The sequence below is a fragment of the Cupriavidus sp. H19C3 genome (genome assembly GCF_049393815.1).
GTDB lineage: Bacteria > Pseudomonadota > Gammaproteobacteria > Burkholderiales > Burkholderiaceae > Cupriavidus.
Map to the genome: position 1 here is coordinate 599,121 of NZ_CP184985.1, position 15,400 is coordinate 614,520.

At 67.8% G+C, this 15,400-nt stretch carries 13 protein-coding genes and 1 pseudogene; 7 read left to right on the forward strand and 7 right to left on the reverse strand.

Annotated elements, in window-relative coordinates; all coding sequences use genetic code 11:
- Positions 1 to 45 precede the first annotated feature (45 nt).
- The 4 genes from DFLDMN_RS02705 (at position 46) to DFLDMN_RS02720 (ending at position 3,662) form a co-directional block, all read left to right on the forward strand.
- On the forward strand, positions 46 to 807 hold the full coding sequence (locus tag DFLDMN_RS02705) for a hypothetical protein (protein ID WP_423196992.1): 762 nt from the start codon (positions 46 to 48) through the stop codon (positions 805 to 807).
- A gap of 159 nt (positions 808 to 966) precedes the next feature.
- Positions 967 to 2,043 (forward strand): M14 family metallopeptidase, encoded by a 1,077-nt coding sequence (locus DFLDMN_RS02710; RefSeq protein ID WP_423196993.1) that lies wholly within the window; start codon positions 967 to 969, stop codon positions 2,041 to 2,043.
- 32 nt (positions 2,044 to 2,075) lie between these two features.
- The gene (locus DFLDMN_RS02715; RefSeq protein WP_423198287.1) at positions 2,076 to 2,822 is read left to right on the forward strand and encodes a sulfite exporter TauE/SafE family protein; all 747 of its coding nucleotides are present in this window, start codon (positions 2,076 to 2,078) and stop codon (positions 2,820 to 2,822) included.
- A gap of 321 nt (positions 2,823 to 3,143) precedes the next feature.
- Positions 3,144 to 3,662 carry an RcnB family protein gene (locus tag DFLDMN_RS02720; RefSeq protein ID WP_423196994.1) on the forward strand — a complete coding sequence of 173 codons (519 nt, stop codon included), beginning with the start codon at positions 3,144 to 3,146 and terminating at the stop codon, positions 3,660 to 3,662.
- 100 nt (positions 3,663 to 3,762) lie between these two features.
- Here DFLDMN_RS02720 and prmB read toward each other — a convergent pair whose 3' ends face one another.
- Genes prmB through dapD form a run of 5 tightly spaced genes read right to left on the reverse strand, consistent with a single transcriptional unit; the run spans position 3,763 to position 7,508 of the window.
- A complete protein-coding gene (gene prmB / locus DFLDMN_RS02725; protein WP_423196995.1) occupies positions 3,763 to 4,662 on the reverse strand; it encodes a 50S ribosomal protein L3 N(5)-glutamine methyltransferase in 900 nt (299 codons plus the stop codon).
- A gap of 12 nt (positions 4,663 to 4,674) precedes the next feature.
- Positions 4,675 to 5,826, reverse strand: a complete 1,152-nt coding sequence (gene dapE / locus DFLDMN_RS02730; RefSeq protein ID WP_423196996.1) for a succinyl-diaminopimelate desuccinylase — start codon at positions 5,824 to 5,826, stop codon at positions 4,675 to 4,677.
- Between the two features lie 19 nt (positions 5,827 to 5,845).
- Entirely contained in the window at positions 5,846 to 6,193 is a 348-nt protein-coding gene (locus DFLDMN_RS02735) for an arsenate reductase (protein ID WP_423198288.1), read from the reverse strand.
- A gap of 60 nt (positions 6,194 to 6,253) precedes the next feature.
- A complete protein-coding gene (locus DFLDMN_RS02740) occupies positions 6,254 to 6,643 on the reverse strand; it encodes a hypothetical protein (RefSeq protein WP_423196997.1) in 390 nt (129 codons plus the stop codon).
- Positions 6,644 to 6,680: 37 nt separating this feature from the next.
- Entirely contained in the window at positions 6,681 to 7,508 is an 828-nt protein-coding gene (gene dapD / locus DFLDMN_RS02745) for a 2,3,4,5-tetrahydropyridine-2,6-dicarboxylate N-succinyltransferase (RefSeq protein WP_423196998.1), read from the reverse strand.
- Here dapD and DFLDMN_RS02750 point away from each other — a divergent pair.
- Complete coding sequence (locus DFLDMN_RS02750; RefSeq protein ID WP_423196999.1) at positions 7,507 to 7,662, forward strand: hypothetical protein; 156 nt, start codon at positions 7,507 to 7,509, stop codon at positions 7,660 to 7,662. The genes dapD and DFLDMN_RS02750 overlap by 2 nt on opposite strands.
- A gap of 13 nt (positions 7,663 to 7,675) precedes the next feature.
- Here the strand turns inward: DFLDMN_RS02750 and dapC are convergent, their stop codons facing one another.
- Positions 7,676 to 8,893 carry a succinyldiaminopimelate transaminase gene (gene dapC, locus DFLDMN_RS02755; protein WP_423197000.1) on the reverse strand — a complete coding sequence of 406 codons (1,218 nt, stop codon included), beginning with the start codon at positions 8,891 to 8,893 and terminating at the stop codon, positions 7,676 to 7,678.
- A 162-nt stretch (positions 8,894 to 9,055) separates the two neighbouring features.
- Positions 9,056 to 9,857: pseudogene (locus DFLDMN_RS02760) on the reverse strand (ferritin-like domain-containing protein).
- Between the two features lie 500 nt (positions 9,858 to 10,357).
- Between DFLDMN_RS02760 and smc the strand changes: the two are divergent.
- Complete coding sequence (gene smc, locus DFLDMN_RS02765) at positions 10,358 to 13,873, forward strand: chromosome segregation protein SMC (protein WP_423197001.1); 3,516 nt, start codon at positions 10,358 to 10,360, stop codon at positions 13,871 to 13,873.
- A 109-nt stretch (positions 13,874 to 13,982) separates the two neighbouring features.
- A complete protein-coding gene (locus DFLDMN_RS02770; protein ID WP_423197002.1) occupies positions 13,983 to 15,398 on the forward strand; it encodes a cell division protein ZipA C-terminal FtsZ-binding domain-containing protein in 1,416 nt (471 codons plus the stop codon).
- Positions 15,399 to 15,400 lie beyond the last annotated feature (2 nt).

Below are 15,400 nucleotides of genomic sequence, written 5' to 3' on the forward strand. Positions count from 1 at the left end.
TGCGGCGATAATGGCGCCTGATCGTTTTCTATCCGGCGCCGTACCATGGCCATCACCGACTCCACGAGCTGGCGGCCCGTCCGCAAGGACTTCGTCGATCCCGCGACCACGCGCTGCCACGCACGCTCGGCGCGGGGCGGGCGCCATCATGGCTTTCCCACGGGGCACGCCTATATCCTGCGCGATGGCCACGGACATGAATACCCGTTTGGCGCCGACTGCGCACGCGCCTTGCTCGGCGATGCCAGCGCGCTCGACCGGATTCCCGATTACACCGTCCGCGATGCCGCGGGCGCGGCTGCCCCGGCCGCCAACGCTGGCACCCGCGAGGCCGTCGCCGCCCCCGCGCGGGCCCGCCGGCCCAGTGCGGATGCGCGCGAGATCGAGCGCCGCAATGCCGCCACGCGCTATGTGGTGCTGCGCATGGAGAAGGTCGCCGCCGTGCCACGCGTGCAGCCGACCGTGCGGTTCGCGCCGCTGGAAGGGGTCTACCAGCAGATCGTGCGAGGCGAGCCGCTGACGCCCGCGCAGGTGTCGCGCGTGCTCGCCATCGAGCGTAGCGCCACCACGCCGCCCCGGCTCAAGAGCGAGAATCTGCTCGACGTCTATACCGCGCATATCCATCTGGAACGCCTGATCGCGGCATCCGGCAGCGTCGAGAACATTCGCTTCCTGCGCAGCTTGCACGACTGGCTCGCGCGCCATCTGGTGCTGTCGCGCGCGCAGCTCGACGCGGCCGGCATTGCCATGCATCCGCACGCCTTCCACACCGCCGCGGCCGGCGCCGGGGTCCGCGAGACGTTCTGATCGCGCTGCCCCGGTGGCGGCGCGAGGGGGCACGGAGGGCACGGGGGGCACGGGGGGCACGGGGGGCACGGGGGCGGGGACATCAGGGGCACGAGGTGGCAGAGCGCCGCGATTTGGCGTCTAATCAGGCATCGCCACTCGGCTCCGGCCTGCGCCGCCATGCGTGCTTCCGATTGCTTCGCGCCCAGCTATGCCGCGGCGCGCCAGAAGTTTCTCGACGCCGCCCGCGCCGCCGGCGCCGCGCTGACCGCGTTCCCGCACCCCACCCACCATGGCGCCGACGGCGAGGCGCTCGCCATCGATGTGGCCCTGGCCGGCCGCGCCGACGCGCCGCACCTGATGATGGTCACCTCGGGTGTACACGGCGTGGAAGGATTGTGCGGCGCGGGCGCACAGGTGGCGCTGCTGCGCGACGAGGCGCTGCGCCAGGCATGCGAGCGCGCCGACGTGGCGTTGTTGCTGGTGCACGCCGTCAATCCGCACGGCTTCTCGCACCTGCGGCGCGTCAACGAAGACAACGTCGACCTCAACCGCAACTTTCTCGATTTCGACCAGACGCTGCCGCATAACGCCGCCTATGCCGAGATTGCGCCGCTGCTGTTGCCGGTGCACTGGCCACCGTCCCAGGCCGACCTGACCGGCCTGATGCAGGCCGTGGCGGCCAGGGGCGTGGCGTGGTACCAGGCGGCCGTGAGCGCGGGCCAGTACCAGGACCCGGACGGCATGTTCTACGGCGGCGCGCGGCCGACCTGGAGCAACTACACGCTGCGCCGCATCATCGCGCGCTTCGGTTCGGGACGCGCCTCGCTGCGCTGGCTCGACATCCATACCGGGCTCGGCCCGCGCGGATACGGCGAACCCATCCACATGGGCCCGGACCGTGCCGAATCGCTCGCGCGCGCCCGCGCGATATGGGGCCGGCATGTCACGTCGGTCTACGACGGCTCGTCCGCCTCGCCCAACCTCAACGGCATGGCATGGGTCGCCGTGCCGCAGACGCTGCCAACCGTCGACTACGCCGGCATCGCGCTCGAATTCGGTACGCTGCCGCTGCCCGACGTGCTGGAGGCGCTGCGCGGCGACCATTGGCTCCATCTGCATCCCGAGGCCGACGAGAACCAGCGCACGCTGATCCGGCAGGCGATGTGCCAGGCGTTCTATTGCGACAGCGAGCCGTGGCGCGAGGGCGTGATCGCGCAGGTGACGGAGGCGGTGGCGAAGGGTATCGTGCGGTAGACCACAACGAGAATAACAATCGCACGATGTCCATCGACACCACGCTACTGATCATCGCACTCGGCGCCATCGTCGCCGGCTTCGTCCAGGGTCTCTCCGGTTTCGCGTTCGGCATGGTGGCCATGTCGTTCTGGGCGTGGTCGGTCGAGCCGCGGCTGGCGTCGGCCATGTCGGTATTCGGCGCGCTGACCGGGCAACTGCTGGCGGCGTTCACGGTCCGGCGCAAATTTCACTTCGCCACGGTACTGCCGTTCCTGATCGGCGGCGTGCTGGGCATCCCTCTGGGCGTCACCATCCTCCCCATGCTGAACGTGCACTGGTTCAAGCTCGTGCTCGGGACCGTGCTGGTGCTGTGGTGCCCGCTCATGCTGTTCTCGGCCAGGATGCCGCGCATCACGCATGGTGGCCGCGTGGCCGATGGCGTGGCCGGCTGGCTGGGCGGCATCATGGGCGGCATCGGCGGCTTTACGGGGGTGTTTCCCACGCTCTGGTGCGCATTGCGCGGCTTCGACAAGGACAAGCAGCGCACCATCATCCAGAACTTCAATCTCGGCGCGCTGATCGTGACGATGGCGGTGTACATCGGCACGGGCATCATCACGCAGGACATGCTGCCGAAGTTCGCCATCGTGGCCCCGGCCATGCTGATCCCGACCCTGCTTGGCACGCGCGTGTATATCGGCATCAGCGACCTCGCGTTCCGCCGCATCGTGCTGACGCTGCTGACGTTGTCCGGTGTGGCGATGCTGGCGGCGGCGGTGCCAAACGTGCTCGCGTGAGGCGCCAGCCTGGTCATTCTGACAACGGGCGTCATCCGTGCATGCCAAAACTACCGGCGGTGCGCCCACCGCTTGTGCACACTGCGCCGCCCGCGCTCGTTCGCTTCGCGCCGGCGACGGGCCCCAGGTCGTGCCGCGCGCTTGTCGTGGCACTTTCAGGCGCCTTCTCGCGTGACCGCCTGCGGGGGCCGCGCCGTGCGTTCTGGTGATCTCCGGGCATCGTGACAGGATCGCGCCCCGTCGGGCCCCGCTTTTGCTACTAAGCTTCTTGGGGTTGCCCGGGCCCGGGCAGTCCGACGTTCCATCTGTGAGGAGATCACGATGAAAACGAAGTTGTTAATACCCTCCGTCCTGGTCGCGGCAGGCATGCTGGCCGCGCCATTTGTCCATGCCCAGAGCGGGCAGATGCCAGGTCAGCCTGGCCAGGCCGCGCCGAGCGGCCCGCGCCCGATGCCGGCACCTGGCGAGCAAGGTAGCTCGCCGTCCACCGCCACGCCCATGCCGCCCGCCACCGGAGGCGGCGCCACTACCCGTCCGCAACGGCCGGGCGGACCGGGCATGCATCACCAGCAGCAGCGGTCCCCCGGCGCCATGCCTCCGGGTGCCATGAGTGGCCAGTCGGGTGGGGCACCGATGGGCGCGCAATCGCCCTACGCGCCGCAGAAGTGGAACAAGGGCGACAAGCTGCCCGCCGAGTTCCGCGATCGGCAATACGTGATCGACAACTACAAGCAGTACGACCTGCCCGCCCCGCGCAAGGGGTATCACTGGGTGGGCATTGGCGCGGACTATTACCAGGTGTCCGGGAACGGCACGATCTACTCGGTCGGTCCGCAATAGGCGCGGGCAGTCGGTCCGTCAACGAGAAACGGGCACACCGTACGATCGACGGTGTGCCCGTTTTTCCTGGCGCCGGCGCGCCGCATGCGCCCGCCCCGAGTCAGTCCGGCAAGGCCTCCGCCGTCACCAGGAACACCTGCTCGTCGCCAGCGCTGACCGGCAGCCAGACGATGTCGAGGTCCGGAAAGGCGGCTTCGACGTTGGCATGCTCGTTACCGATCTCGACCACCAGCACGCCGCCCGGGTTGAGACGCGCCTTCGCGCCGGCGATGATGCGGCGGACCACATCCATGCCGTCGTCGCCGCCCGCCAGCGCAATACGAGGCTCGGCCAGGTACTCGGGCGGCAGGTCGCGCATCGAGGCCTCGTTGACGTAGGGCGGGTTGGTCAGGATGACGTCGTAGGTGGCGCCCGCCGGCAGCGGTGCGTACAGGTCGCCCGCGAACAGCGTGATGCGGTCTTCCAGCTTGTAGTCGGCCACATTGCGGCGTGCCACGGCCAGCGCATCGGGCGAGATATCGACGGCATCGATCCTCGCCTGTGGCCATACATGCGCGGCAAGAATCGGCAGGCAGCCGGAGCCCGTGCACAGTTCGAGCACCGGACCGATCTGGCCGGCCTCGCCCAGCCACGGCTCGAGTCCTTCCTGCAGCAGTTCGCCGATAAAGCTGCGCGGCACGATCACGCGCGAATCCACGTAGAAGCGCAGGCCGTGCATATACGCTTCGTGCGTGATGTACGCGGCGGGCACACGATCGGTCACGCGGCGCTCGATCACCGCGAGTACGGCGTCGATCTCGTCGGGCAGCAGCCGGGCGTCGAGGAACGGATCGAGCGTATCCAGCGGCAGGTTCAGCGTATGGAGCACGAGATACGCCGCCTCGTCATACGCGTTGGCGCTGCCATGCCCGAACGACAGTTTGGCCGCGCTGAAGCGCGATACCGCATAGCGCAGCAGATCGCGTACGGTGTGGAAGACAGCGGTGGGGTGCGTTGCCATGTCGGCCTCCGTTCAGGCGATCAGGCGTTCGAGCACGCCGCGATAGATGTTCTTGAGCGGCTCGATAAAGCGCACTTCCACATGCTCGTCGATCTTGTGGATGCTCGCATTGGGCGGGCCGAACTCAATGACCTGCGGGCAGATCGTGGCGATAAAGCGGCCATCCGAGGTACCGCCCGTGGTCGATAGTTCCGTCTTGACACCGGTCTCGGCGGCGATCGCCGCGGACAGCGCTTCCGACAGCTCGCCACGCGGCGTCAGGAACGGACTGCCGCCCAGCGTCCAGTCGAGCGTGTAGTCGAGCTGGTGCGCATCGAGAATCGCGTGCACGCGCGCCTTCAGGCCTTCCGGCGTGCTCGCCGTGGAAAAGCGGAAATTGAAGTCGATGGTGATATGGCCCGGCACCACATTGGTCGCGCCGGTGCCGGCGTGGATATTCGACATCTGCCACGTGGTGGGCGGAAAGTACTCGTTGCCTTCGTCCCAGACCTCGCCGACCAGTTCGGTCAGCGCCGGCGCCACCAGATGGATCGGGTTGCGTCCGAGGTGAGGGTAGGCGATATGGCACTGCACGCCGCGCACGGTGAGCTTGCCGGAGAGCGAGCCGCGCCGGCCGTTCTTGACCATGTCGCCGAGCGTATCGACCGAGGTCGGCTCGCCGACCACGCAGTAGTCGAGGCGCTCGCCGCGCGCGCGCAGCGCGTCCACCACCTTGATGGTGCCGTCATGCGCGGGACCTTCCTCGTCGCTCGTGATCAGGAACGCGATGGAACCGGCATGGTCGGGATGGCGCTGCAGGAATTCCTCGACCGCCACCACAAAGCCGGCAATCGACGTCTTCATGTCCGCGGCGCCGCGGCCATAGAGCTTGCCGTCGCGATGGCTCGGCAGAAACGGGTCGGACGACCATTGGTCGAGCGGACCGGTCGGCACCACGTCGGTATGGCCGGCAAAGGCCAGCAGCTTGCCTGCCTGGCCCTGCGTGCCGCGTCGCACCGCCCACAGGTTGGTCACGCGGAAATCGTCAGGACCGCTGACGATGGACTCGCAGGTAAATCCGAGGGCTGCGAGGCGTGCGGTGAGCACGGCCTGGCAGCCTTCGTCGGCCGGCGTGACCGAGCGGCGGCGGATCAGGTCTTCGGTCAGGGCAAGAGTGGCATTCATGATCGATATTCTCAGGGACTCAGAACAACCCGGCGTAGGTATCCGCGGCAAAGCCCACGGTCACCTTGCCCGCGCGCTCCAGCACAGGCCGCTTGATCAGCGACGGGCTCTGCTGCATGAGCGCAATGGCGCCGGCTTCCTGCTCGGCACGCGCCTTGTCCGCGTCGGAGAGCGCGCGGTAGGTGGTGCCCTTCTTGTTGAGCAGCGTGGTCAGCGGCACCTGCCGGAGCCAGCCGTGCAGCAAGGCCGCGTCCACACCCTGCTTCTTGAAGTCGTGGAAGGTGTACGCCACGCCGTGGTCGTCGAGCCAGGTGCGCGCCTTCTTGACGGTGTCGCAGTTGGGAATGCCGTAGAGCAGGACGGTCATGATGTCGATGGACGGGAGGAGGACGCGTGTCACGGGCGGGCGCCCGCGGCACGCGCGGTATTAACGGAACAGCAGGTTGAGGGCGACCACCAGCGCGCCGATGCCCAGCGCCACGCCGCCCATCGCCACGGCTGTCATCAGTCGCAGGCGGCGGTCGAGGCGGCCGGCTTCCTTGCGCAGCGCCTCGATCGTGATCGCATGCTGCTCGGCAAGCAGCTTGACCGCCTCGGCCTGCTGCATGGCCGCGGCTTCCAGTTCGGCGATGCGCTCGGCGTTGCGCGTCGCGAGGTCGCGGCCATCCGCGGGCTCGGCGCCGGCAGCATCCGGTGCATCGGGCGCGCCATCCTTGCGCCGTCCCTTCTTGATCTTCTCGATGGTCTTGTTGGCCTGCTCGAGAATGGTCGGCAGCAGGGAAAGCACGGTCGTGACGGTAGCAGGATCCAGGGCCATGAGTCGCTTGCGCAAGGAGGGCATCGCCAGCGGGCGATCAGTCGCCGCGCAGGAGGTCGTTCAGGCTGGTCTTGGCGCGCGTCTGCGCATCGACCTTCTTGACGATCACGGCGCAGTACAGGCTGTACTTGCCATCCTTCGACGGCAGGTTGCCGGCCACCACCACCGAACCGGCCGGCACGCGGCCGTAGTGGACCTCGCCCGTTTCGCGGTCGTAGATCTTGGTCGACTGGCCCAGGTACACGCCCATCGAGATCACCGAGTTCTCTTCGACGATGACGCCTTCCACCACTTCCGAGCGGGCGCCGATAAAGCAGTTGTCCTCGATGATCACCGGGTTGGCCTGCAGCGGTTCCAGCACGCCGCCGATGCCGACGCCACCCGACAGGTGCACGTTCTTGCCGATCTGCGCGCACGAACCGACCGTGGCCCACGTATCGACCATGGTGCCTTCATCGACGTACGCGCCGATGTTCGTGTACGACGGCATCAGCACCGCGTTCTTTGCGATATACGAGCCACGACGCGCCACCGCCGGCGGCACCACGCGGAAACCGGCGCGGGCAAAGTCCTCGGCGCTCCAGTTGGCGAACTTGGTGGGCACCTTGTCGTAGAACTGGGCAAAGCCGCCGGCGCTCATCGGCGCGTTGTCCTCCAGGCGGAACGACAGCAGCACGGCCTTCTTGACCCACTGGTTGACGACCCACTCCTTGCCTTGCTTCTCGGCCACGCGCAGCGCGCCCGAATCGAGCTGGGCGATCACGTTGGCCACGGCTTCGCGGATATCGTTCGGCGCGGACTTCGGCGACAGGCTGGTGCGGTCTTCCCAGGCCTGGTCGATCAGGGCTTGCAGTGCTTGCGTCATGATGGTCTTCTCGGTAGTAATGGGTGAGCGGTGCGGGGGCGCAAGGTGCCGGGAGGCCGGGGCCGCGCCGCCGCTGGTATGGATCTCGTGGGCGTTGCTGGTGCTGCTGCTGGTGGGTCTGCTGGGTCTGCTGGTGCGTCCGCTGGTGTGTTGATACGCGCTGCGCCTCAGCGCAGCGACCGGCAGAACTCGACGATGCGGCGCGCGCCTTCGAGGCATTCGTCCGGCGTTGCCACCAGCGCCATGCGCACGCGGCCGACGCCGGGGTTCACGCCATGGGCGTCGCGCGCCAGATAGCTGCCCGGCAGGACGGTCAGGTTCTGCGCCGCCAGCAGGCGGCTGGCAAATTCGGTGTCCGACAGTCCGGTGCGCGAGACATCGGCCCACAGGTAGAAGCCGGCGTCCGGCAGCACAACGTCGACCACCTCGGCCAGCATCGGCGTGACTTCGCCGAACTTGCGCACATAGGCCGCGCGGTTGTCGCGCACATGTGCCTCGTCGTTCCACGCGGCCACGCTCGCGGCCTGCGCGGCCGGGTTCATGGCGGCGCCGTGGTAGGTGCGGTACAGCGCGAATTTCTTCAGCAGCGCGGCATCGCCGGCCACGAAGCCCGAGCGCAGGCCCGGCACGTTCGAGCGCTTGGACAGGCTCGAGAACATGACCAGGCGCTCGAAGCCGCGGCCCAGCTGGTGCGCGGCCTGGAGCGCGCCGAGCGGCTTGCGGCGCTCGTCGAAGTAGATCTCCGAATAGCATTCGTCGGAGGCGATGACAAAGCCATAGCGGTCGGACAGCGCAAACAGCTGCTTCCAGTCCTCCAGCGACAGCACCGCGCCGGTCGGATTGCCGGGCGTGCAGACATACAGCAGTTGCACGTTGGGCCAGACGTCGGCGCCGATCTGGTCGAACGCCGGGGCAAAATTGCGCGCCGGATCGCTGTTGGCGAACACCGGACGCGCGCCGGCCAGCAGCGCGGCGCCTTCGTAGATCTGGTAGAACGGGTTGGGGCACAGCACCAGCGGGTTGGGCTGCGTGCTGTCGATCACGGTCTGGGCAAACGCGAACAGCGCCTCGCGCGAACCGGTCACCGGCAGCACCTGCGTGGCCGCGTCGAGCGCGGGCAGGTCGTAACGGCGCGCCAGCCAGCCGGCAATGGTCTGGCGCAGCGTATCGCTGCCGAGCGTGGTCGGGTAGTTGGCCAGGCCGCCGAGCGCCGCCGTCATCGCATCCTTGATGAACTGCGGGGTGGGATGCTTGGGCTCGCCGATGCCGAAGCTGATGGCCGGCTTGTCGGCGGGCTTCACGTCCGCCACCAGCGCGCGCAGTTTCTCGAAGGGATAGGTCTGAAGCAGGTCGAGGCGCGGGTTCACGTTGGCGGTCCGGGGCATGCGGTGGAAACGCAGCATTATAGAGGAATGGCGAGCGCCGCTGCGCCCTCCCGCGGCCACCATGCCCGTCCGCCATCGGTCCGCCATCCGTCCGCCATCCGCGCGCCACCCCGGTGCGCCGCGACCACCGCCGCCTGCCCCGGCGGGGCGCCCACCTCCGGATCAGTGCAGGATCGCCAGCGACACCATTGCCACCAGCGGCCGATGCACCAGCTTCTCGATGCGCGCATGCAGGTGCAGCGGCCGCAGCAGCATCTTGATCGTCATCTCGATCGGCAGGTTGTGCCGCACGATCGTGCTGCACTGCGAGTTGAGCCGTGCCACGTCCTGGTCGGGAATATCCTCGCGGTTGCGTTCCACGCGCAGCACATTACGCAGCGCGATCTCGACATCCTCGTTCTTGATTTCCAGCAGGCGCCGCGCCAGCGCGCCGAAGACCTTGAGCCGGCCCAGCCGCTCGTGGCCGTTCAGCAGGTTGAAGTAGCGGAAGAAATACTTGTAGTGGCGCACCTCGTCGCTGGAGATGCGCCGCGCCAGGTCGCACAGCACCGGTTCGTCGGTGGCTGCCTGCAGGGCGCGGTAATAGGACGCGGTGCCGGTTTCGACCACGCAGCGCGCCGCCATTTCCAGCGCGCGCGAGGGCTCCAGGTTGGCGTCGACGCAGGTCTGGCCGTACTCCTCGAAAAAGCGCACGTAGCCGCGCTCCCAGTCGTATTCCGGCCACACATGCTCGACGTAGCGGCGCAGCGCCAGGCCGTGCTGCAGTTCCTCGCGCTCCCAATGGCGCGCCAGCCACTCGGCCGCCTCGGGCGTTTCGGCGTAATAGCGGGCCAGGTTGCCGGCGTAGGTGTCGGAGCCGCTTTCCATAGGACGCGGCCGTCAGCAGGTAGAACAGGGTCCGGTTGTCGCGCACGCGCGCGACATCGATCGCGGCGTAATCGATTTCATCGACGGACCATGGCATGCCGCCGGAAACCGGGACGCCGGGTTCGGCGTCGCGGGATTCCGGGGCGGCCAGGCCTGCCGGTTGCATCGTGGTCATGCTGATTCCTCCTGGCAAGAACCGCTTCGGGGCCGGTGCGCATGGGGTCACGGCAGCGCCCAAGCCCGAGGGGACGCCCGCGCCACGCCGGCATGGGCAGAGACTAGCACTAACCCTAAGAGGTTTCCGTGCGTTTTGCCAGTGTGACCGTTCGATGTCAAACCAATCCGTTCTCGACAGTGCTTTAACCAAGGCACGCAAGCAGCGGAAATACAACGATTTTTGACTTGACACGAGGCGGCTTTCGAGGCGGTTGCAACGGTCGAGAAAGCGTCCGGAAGGGCGTTTGGCGATGGTATGATTGTCGCCATTCTGCCGGACATCCCGGACCGGATGGGACGCAGGCATCACGCCCCCCAGGGCCGTCCGTCCACCGGCGTCCGTCCTTCCATTTCCGTAACGCCGAAAAACCACACGATAACGTGCGACTGTCATCGATCAAGCTGGCGGGCTTCAAGTCCTTCGTCGATCCCACCAATTTTCAAGTGCCGGGCCAACTGGTCGGCATCGTCGGTCCCAACGGCTGCGGCAAATCGAACATTATTGATGCCGTGCGCTGGGTGCTTGGCGAGTCACGCGCTTCGGAATTGCGTGGCGAGTCCATGCAGGACGTCATCTTCAACGGTTCCACGGCGCGCAAGCAGGCGGGCCGGGCCAGCGTCGAACTGGTGTTCGACAACGCCGAGGGCCGCGCCGCCGGCCAGTGGAGCCAGTACGCCGAAGTGGCGGTCAAGCGCGTGCTGACGCGCGACGGCACGTCCTCGTACTACATCAACAACCAGCCGGTACGCCGGCGCGACATCCAGGACATCTTCCTCGGCACGGGCCTGGGCCCGCGCGCGTACGCCATCATCGGACAGGGCATGATCTCGCGCATCATCGAGGCCAAGCCCGACGACATGCGCATCTTCCTGGAAGAAGCCGCGGGTGTGTCCAAGTACAAGGAGCGCCGCCGCGAGACCGAGAACCGCCTGTCGGACACCCGCGAGAACCTGACCCGCGTCGAGGACATCCTGCGCGAGCTCGGCGCCAATCTGGAAAAGCTGGAAGGCCAGGCCGAAGTGGCGCAGCGCTTCAAGACGCTGCAGTCCGAGGGCGAAGAGAAGCAGCACCTGCTGTGGCTGCTGCGCAAGCGCGAGGCTCAGGCCGAGCAGGAACGCCACCAGCGCGCGATCGAGCAGGCGCAGATCGACCTCGAGGCCCAGACCGCGCAGCTGCGCCACGTCGAGGCCGAACTGGAAACCATGCGCGCCGCGCATTACACCGCGTCCGACGGCATGCACGCGGCCCAGGGCGCGCTCTATGAGGCCAATGCCCAGGTCAGCAAGCTCGAGGCCGAGATCCGCTTCGTGGTGGAGTCGCGCAATCGCGTGCAGGCCCAGATCGCGGCGCTGACGGCGCAGCGCGAGCAATGGCAGGGCAAATCCGAGCAGTCCACCGACGACCTCGCGCAGGCCGAGGAAAGCCTGGCCGTGGCCGAAGGTCGCACGGTGGAGGCGCAGGAAACCGTGGCGCAGAAGAGCGACGAGCTGCCGACGCTGGAAGCGCAGTGGCGCGACGCCCAGCAGCGCCTCAACGAGCAGCGCACCGGCATCATGCAGGCCGAGCAGGCGCTCAAGCTGGAGGCCGCGCAACAGCGCAATGCCGACCAGATGCTGCAGCAGCTGGAACAGCGCCGCGAACGTCTGTCGCTGGAAGAAAAGGGGCTGGACCGGCCCGACGAAACCCGCCTGGAGCAACTGCGTGCCGAACTGGCCGAGCAGGAGGCGCTGCTCGAAGAAGCGCAGGCCGTGCTGATGGACAGCGAGGACAGCGTGCCGCGCCTCGATGCCGAACGCCGTGCGGCGCAGGAGCGCGTGCAGAGCGAAGCCGCCGCCATCGCCGCGCTGGAAGCGCGCCTGGCCGCGCTGCGCCAGCTCCAGGAAAACGTGCAGACCGATGGCAAGGTGCAGCCGTGGCTGGAGCGCCATGGGCTGGCCGAGCTGCCGCGCCTGTGGAAGAAGGTCCATATCGAGCCCGGCTGGGAAAACGCGCTGGAATCGGTGCTGCGCGAAAAGCTCGCCGCGCTGGAAGTCTCCAACCTCGACTGGGTCAAGGCGTTCCTCTCGGATGCGCCGCCGGCCAAGCTCGCGTTCTACACCCCGCCGCCCGCCGCGCGCCCGATGGAAGCGCCACCCGGCCTGCGCCCGCTGATGTCGCTGGTGCAGATCACCGAGCCCGGCATCCGCGCGGTGATGCAGGACTGGCTCGCCGATATCTACACCGCGACCGATATCGCGCAGGCCATGGCCGCGCGCCAGACGCTGCCCGAGGGCGCGTCGTTCGTGGTGGCGGAAGGCCACCTGATCGGCCGCAACGCGATCCAGATCTACGCCGCCGATTCGGAACAGGCCGGCATGCTCGCGCGCGAGCAGGAGATCGAGAACCTGCAGAAGCAGGCGCGCGCGCAGATGCTGCTGTCCGACGAGGCCAGGAGCCAGGCCGTGCGTGCCGAGGCCGCCTACACGCAGGCGAGCCAGGCCCTGAGCGAAGCGCGTACGCGCGCCGAGCAGGCCACCCGCCGCGTGCATGCGCTGCAGATGGACGTGCTGAAGCTGTCGCAGGCGATGGACCGCTTCTCGGCCCGCAGCGGCCAGATCCGCGAGGAGCTGGCGGAAATCGTCGCGCAGATCGAGGAACAACGCGCGGTGCGCGCCGAATCGGAAGCGTCGTTCGAGCAGCACGATGCCGCGCTGGCCGACATGCAGGCCGCGCACGAGGACCAGCAGATGGCCTTCGACGCCCTCGACGCGAAACTGTCGCAGGCGCGTACGCAGTTGCGCGACTTCGAACGCGCGGCGCAGGAAGCGCTCTTCGCCGAACGCAATCTGGCCGGTCGCATCGACGAGCTGCGCCGCAATATCCAGATGGCGGGCGACGAGTCCGAGCGCATTGCCGAAGCGCTCGAAAACGCGCGCGCGGAGCTGGAGACCATCAACGAGCAGACCGCGCATACGGGCCTGCAGGAAGCGCTGGAAATCCGCGCCGAGAAGGAAGAGAAGCTCGGTGCCGCGCGCATCGAACTGGACGCGCTGTCCGCACAGCTGCGCCAGTACGACGAGCAGCGCCTGGCGGCCGAACGCAGCCTGCAACCGCTGCGCGACCGCATTACCGAATGCCAGCTCAAGGAACAGGCCGCGCGCCTGAACCAGGAGCAGTTCAGCGAGCAGTTGTCGACCGCGCAGGTCGACGAGGCGGCGCTGGCCGACAAGCTTACGGGCGAACTCAAGCCGTCGTATCTGCAGGGCGAGGTCACGCGTATCAACAATGCGATCAACGCGCTGGGGCCGGTCAACATGGCCGCGCTCGACGAGCTGGCCGCCGCGCGCGAGCGCAAGACCTTCCTCGATGCGCAATCGGCCGACCTCAACGACGCCATCAACACGCTCGAGGATGCCATTGCCAAGATCGACCAGGAAACGCGCGCGCTGCTGCAAGGCACCTTCGATCAGGTCAACCATCACTTCGGCGAGCTGTTCCCGTCGCTGTTCGGCGGCGGCCAGGCACGCCTGATCATGACCGGCGAGGAAATCCTCGACGCCGGCGTGCAGGTCATGGCGCAGCCCCCGGGCAAGAAGAACTCGACCATCCACCTGCTGTCCGGTGGTGAAAAGGCGCTGACCGCGATCGCGCTCGTGTTCGCGATGTTCCAGCTCAACCCCGCGCCGTTCTGCCTGCTGGACGAGGTGGACGCGCCGCTCGACGATGCCAATACCGAGCGCTATGCCAATATGGTGGCGCGCATGTCCGACAAGACGCAGTTCGTGTTTATCTCGCACAACAAGATCGCCATGGAGATGGCCCACCAGCTGATCGGCGTGACCATGCAGGAGCAGGGGGTCTCGCGCATCGTCGCGGTGGATATGGATGCGGCGGTGTCGATGGCGGAGGCAGCATGAGCAGCAGGCAGTGGCTCCGCGTAGCGGAGATGCAAGCGGCCGCGGTGGCGTGCCGCGTCCGACACGATGATTCCATGAAGACCACGACCCGGATGGAGGCCGCCGCTTGATGGAACTGCAGAATGCCTTGATCATTGCCGGCGTTGTCATCCTGCTGCTGTTGATCGCCTATAACCGTTGGCAGATCTACAAGGCGCGCCGTGTGCGGCCGCTGATGCCCGAGGACGAGCTGCCGCCGATGCGCGAGCCGGTGGTCAGCAAACACGTTCGTCCGGAAACGGCGGAGAAGCTCCAGAATCCGCCGCCCGACCAGGTGCAGCGACGCGAGCCGACCCTGGGCCACCTGGGCAAGGGCCTGCAGCAAACCGATGAAGCGCTGGCGGCGGCTGCGGCGCGTGCCGCCGTCGCCAACGGTGCCGATGCCGACCAGGCCGTGGCCGATGAGGTCGCCGTGGCCGCCGCCACGCCGCGTGCGGCGGACGAGGGCGGTGCCGAGGGTGGGACGCAGGATGGCGCACAGGATGGCGCTGCGGACGGCATGAACGGCGACACCAGGGGCCGCGCGGATCAGCGCGCCGCGCCCACGGTCGCCGCCACCGGTAGCCCGAGCGCGGCCCCGTCCGCCCCCGCGTCCGTATCCGCTTCGGCCTCCGCGCCGGCGCCGGCCGAACCCGTGCTCGACGGCCAACCGTCGCCGGCGCTCATCGATCCACTGATCGACTGCATCGTGCCGATGCATCTCGAACGCAAGGCCTCGGGCGATCGTATCCTGCCGCTGACCGGCCGCCTGCGTCGCGCCGGCACCAAGCAGGTCCATCTCGAAGGGCTGCGCACCGAAACCAACGCGTGGGAAGCCGTCACCGCCGGTCATCAGTACGAAGACCTGCAGGTGGCCGTGCAGCTCGCCAATCGCAGCGGCCCGCTCAACGCGCTTGAATTCTCGGAGTTCGTCAACGCGGTGGAGGCGCTGGCCGAGGCGCTCGATGCTTCCGCCGAGCTGCCGGACATGTCCGAGACCGTCGCCAATGCGCGCGAGCTCGATGCCTTTGCCGCGGGCTGCGACGTGCAACTGGGCGTCAATGTCATTTCCGACGGGGCGCCGTGGTCGGCCGCCTACGTGCAGACCGTCGCCACCCAGGACGGCCTGGTGCTGTCGCGCGACGGCACGCGATTCTCGCGTTACCAGGCCGATGCCGACGGTGTGCAGCGTCCGCTGTTCACACTGCAGTTTGGCGAGACCAACTTCCTGCGCGACGATCTCACCGTGCACGCGGGTCACCGCATCACGCTGCTGCTCGACGTGCCGGTGGCCACGCAGGCCAGCAAGCCGTTCAAGACGGTCTGCGAGTACGGATACAGCCTGGCCCAGCGCATGGGCGCGCAGCTGGTGGACGACAACATGCGTCCGTTGACGGAAGCGTCGTTTGTGGCGATCTTCGGCCAGCTCGAGAAGCTCTACGAGAAGCTCGAGGCGCGTGGCATGCCGGCCGGCTCTCCGGTTGCGCTGCGCCTGTTCAGTCTGTAGGA

Excerpts from the sequence above, each read along its gene's own strand:
- dapE (WP_423196996.1), bottom strand. The coding sequence starts at position 5,826 with ATGAATGCCACTCTTGCCCTGACCGAAGACCTGATCCGCCGCCGCTCG.
- dapD (WP_423196998.1), bottom strand. The coding sequence starts at position 7,508 with ATGACGCAAGCACTGCAAGCCCTGATCGACCAGGCCTGGGAAGACCGC.
- DFLDMN_RS02750 (WP_423196999.1), top strand. The coding sequence starts at position 7,507 with ATGATGGTCTTCTCGGTAGTAATGGGTGAGCGGTGCGGGGGCGCAAGG.
- dapC (WP_423197000.1), bottom strand. The coding sequence starts at position 8,893 with ATGCCCCGGACCGCCAACGTGAACCCGCGCCTCGACCTGCTTCAGACC.
- prmB (WP_423196995.1), bottom strand. The coding sequence starts at position 4,662 with ATGGCAACGCACCCCACCGCTGTCTTCCACACCGTACGCGATCTGCTG.
- DFLDMN_RS02770 (WP_423197002.1), top strand. The coding sequence starts at position 13,983 with ATGGAACTGCAGAATGCCTTGATCATTGCCGGCGTTGTCATCCTGCTG.
- DFLDMN_RS02735 (WP_423198288.1), bottom strand. The coding sequence starts at position 6,193 with ATGACCGTCCTGCTCTACGGCATTCCCAACTGCGACACCGTCAAGAAG.
- DFLDMN_RS02710 (WP_423196993.1), top strand. The coding sequence starts at position 967 with ATGCGTGCTTCCGATTGCTTCGCGCCCAGCTATGCCGCGGCGCGCCAG.
- DFLDMN_RS02720 (WP_423196994.1), top strand. The coding sequence starts at position 3,144 with ATGAAAACGAAGTTGTTAATACCCTCCGTCCTGGTCGCGGCAGGCATG.
- DFLDMN_RS02705 (WP_423196992.1), top strand. The coding sequence starts at position 46 with ATGGCCATCACCGACTCCACGAGCTGGCGGCCCGTCCGCAAGGACTTC.
- DFLDMN_RS02740 (WP_423196997.1), bottom strand. The coding sequence starts at position 6,643 with ATGGCCCTGGATCCTGCTACCGTCACGACCGTGCTTTCCCTGCTGCCG.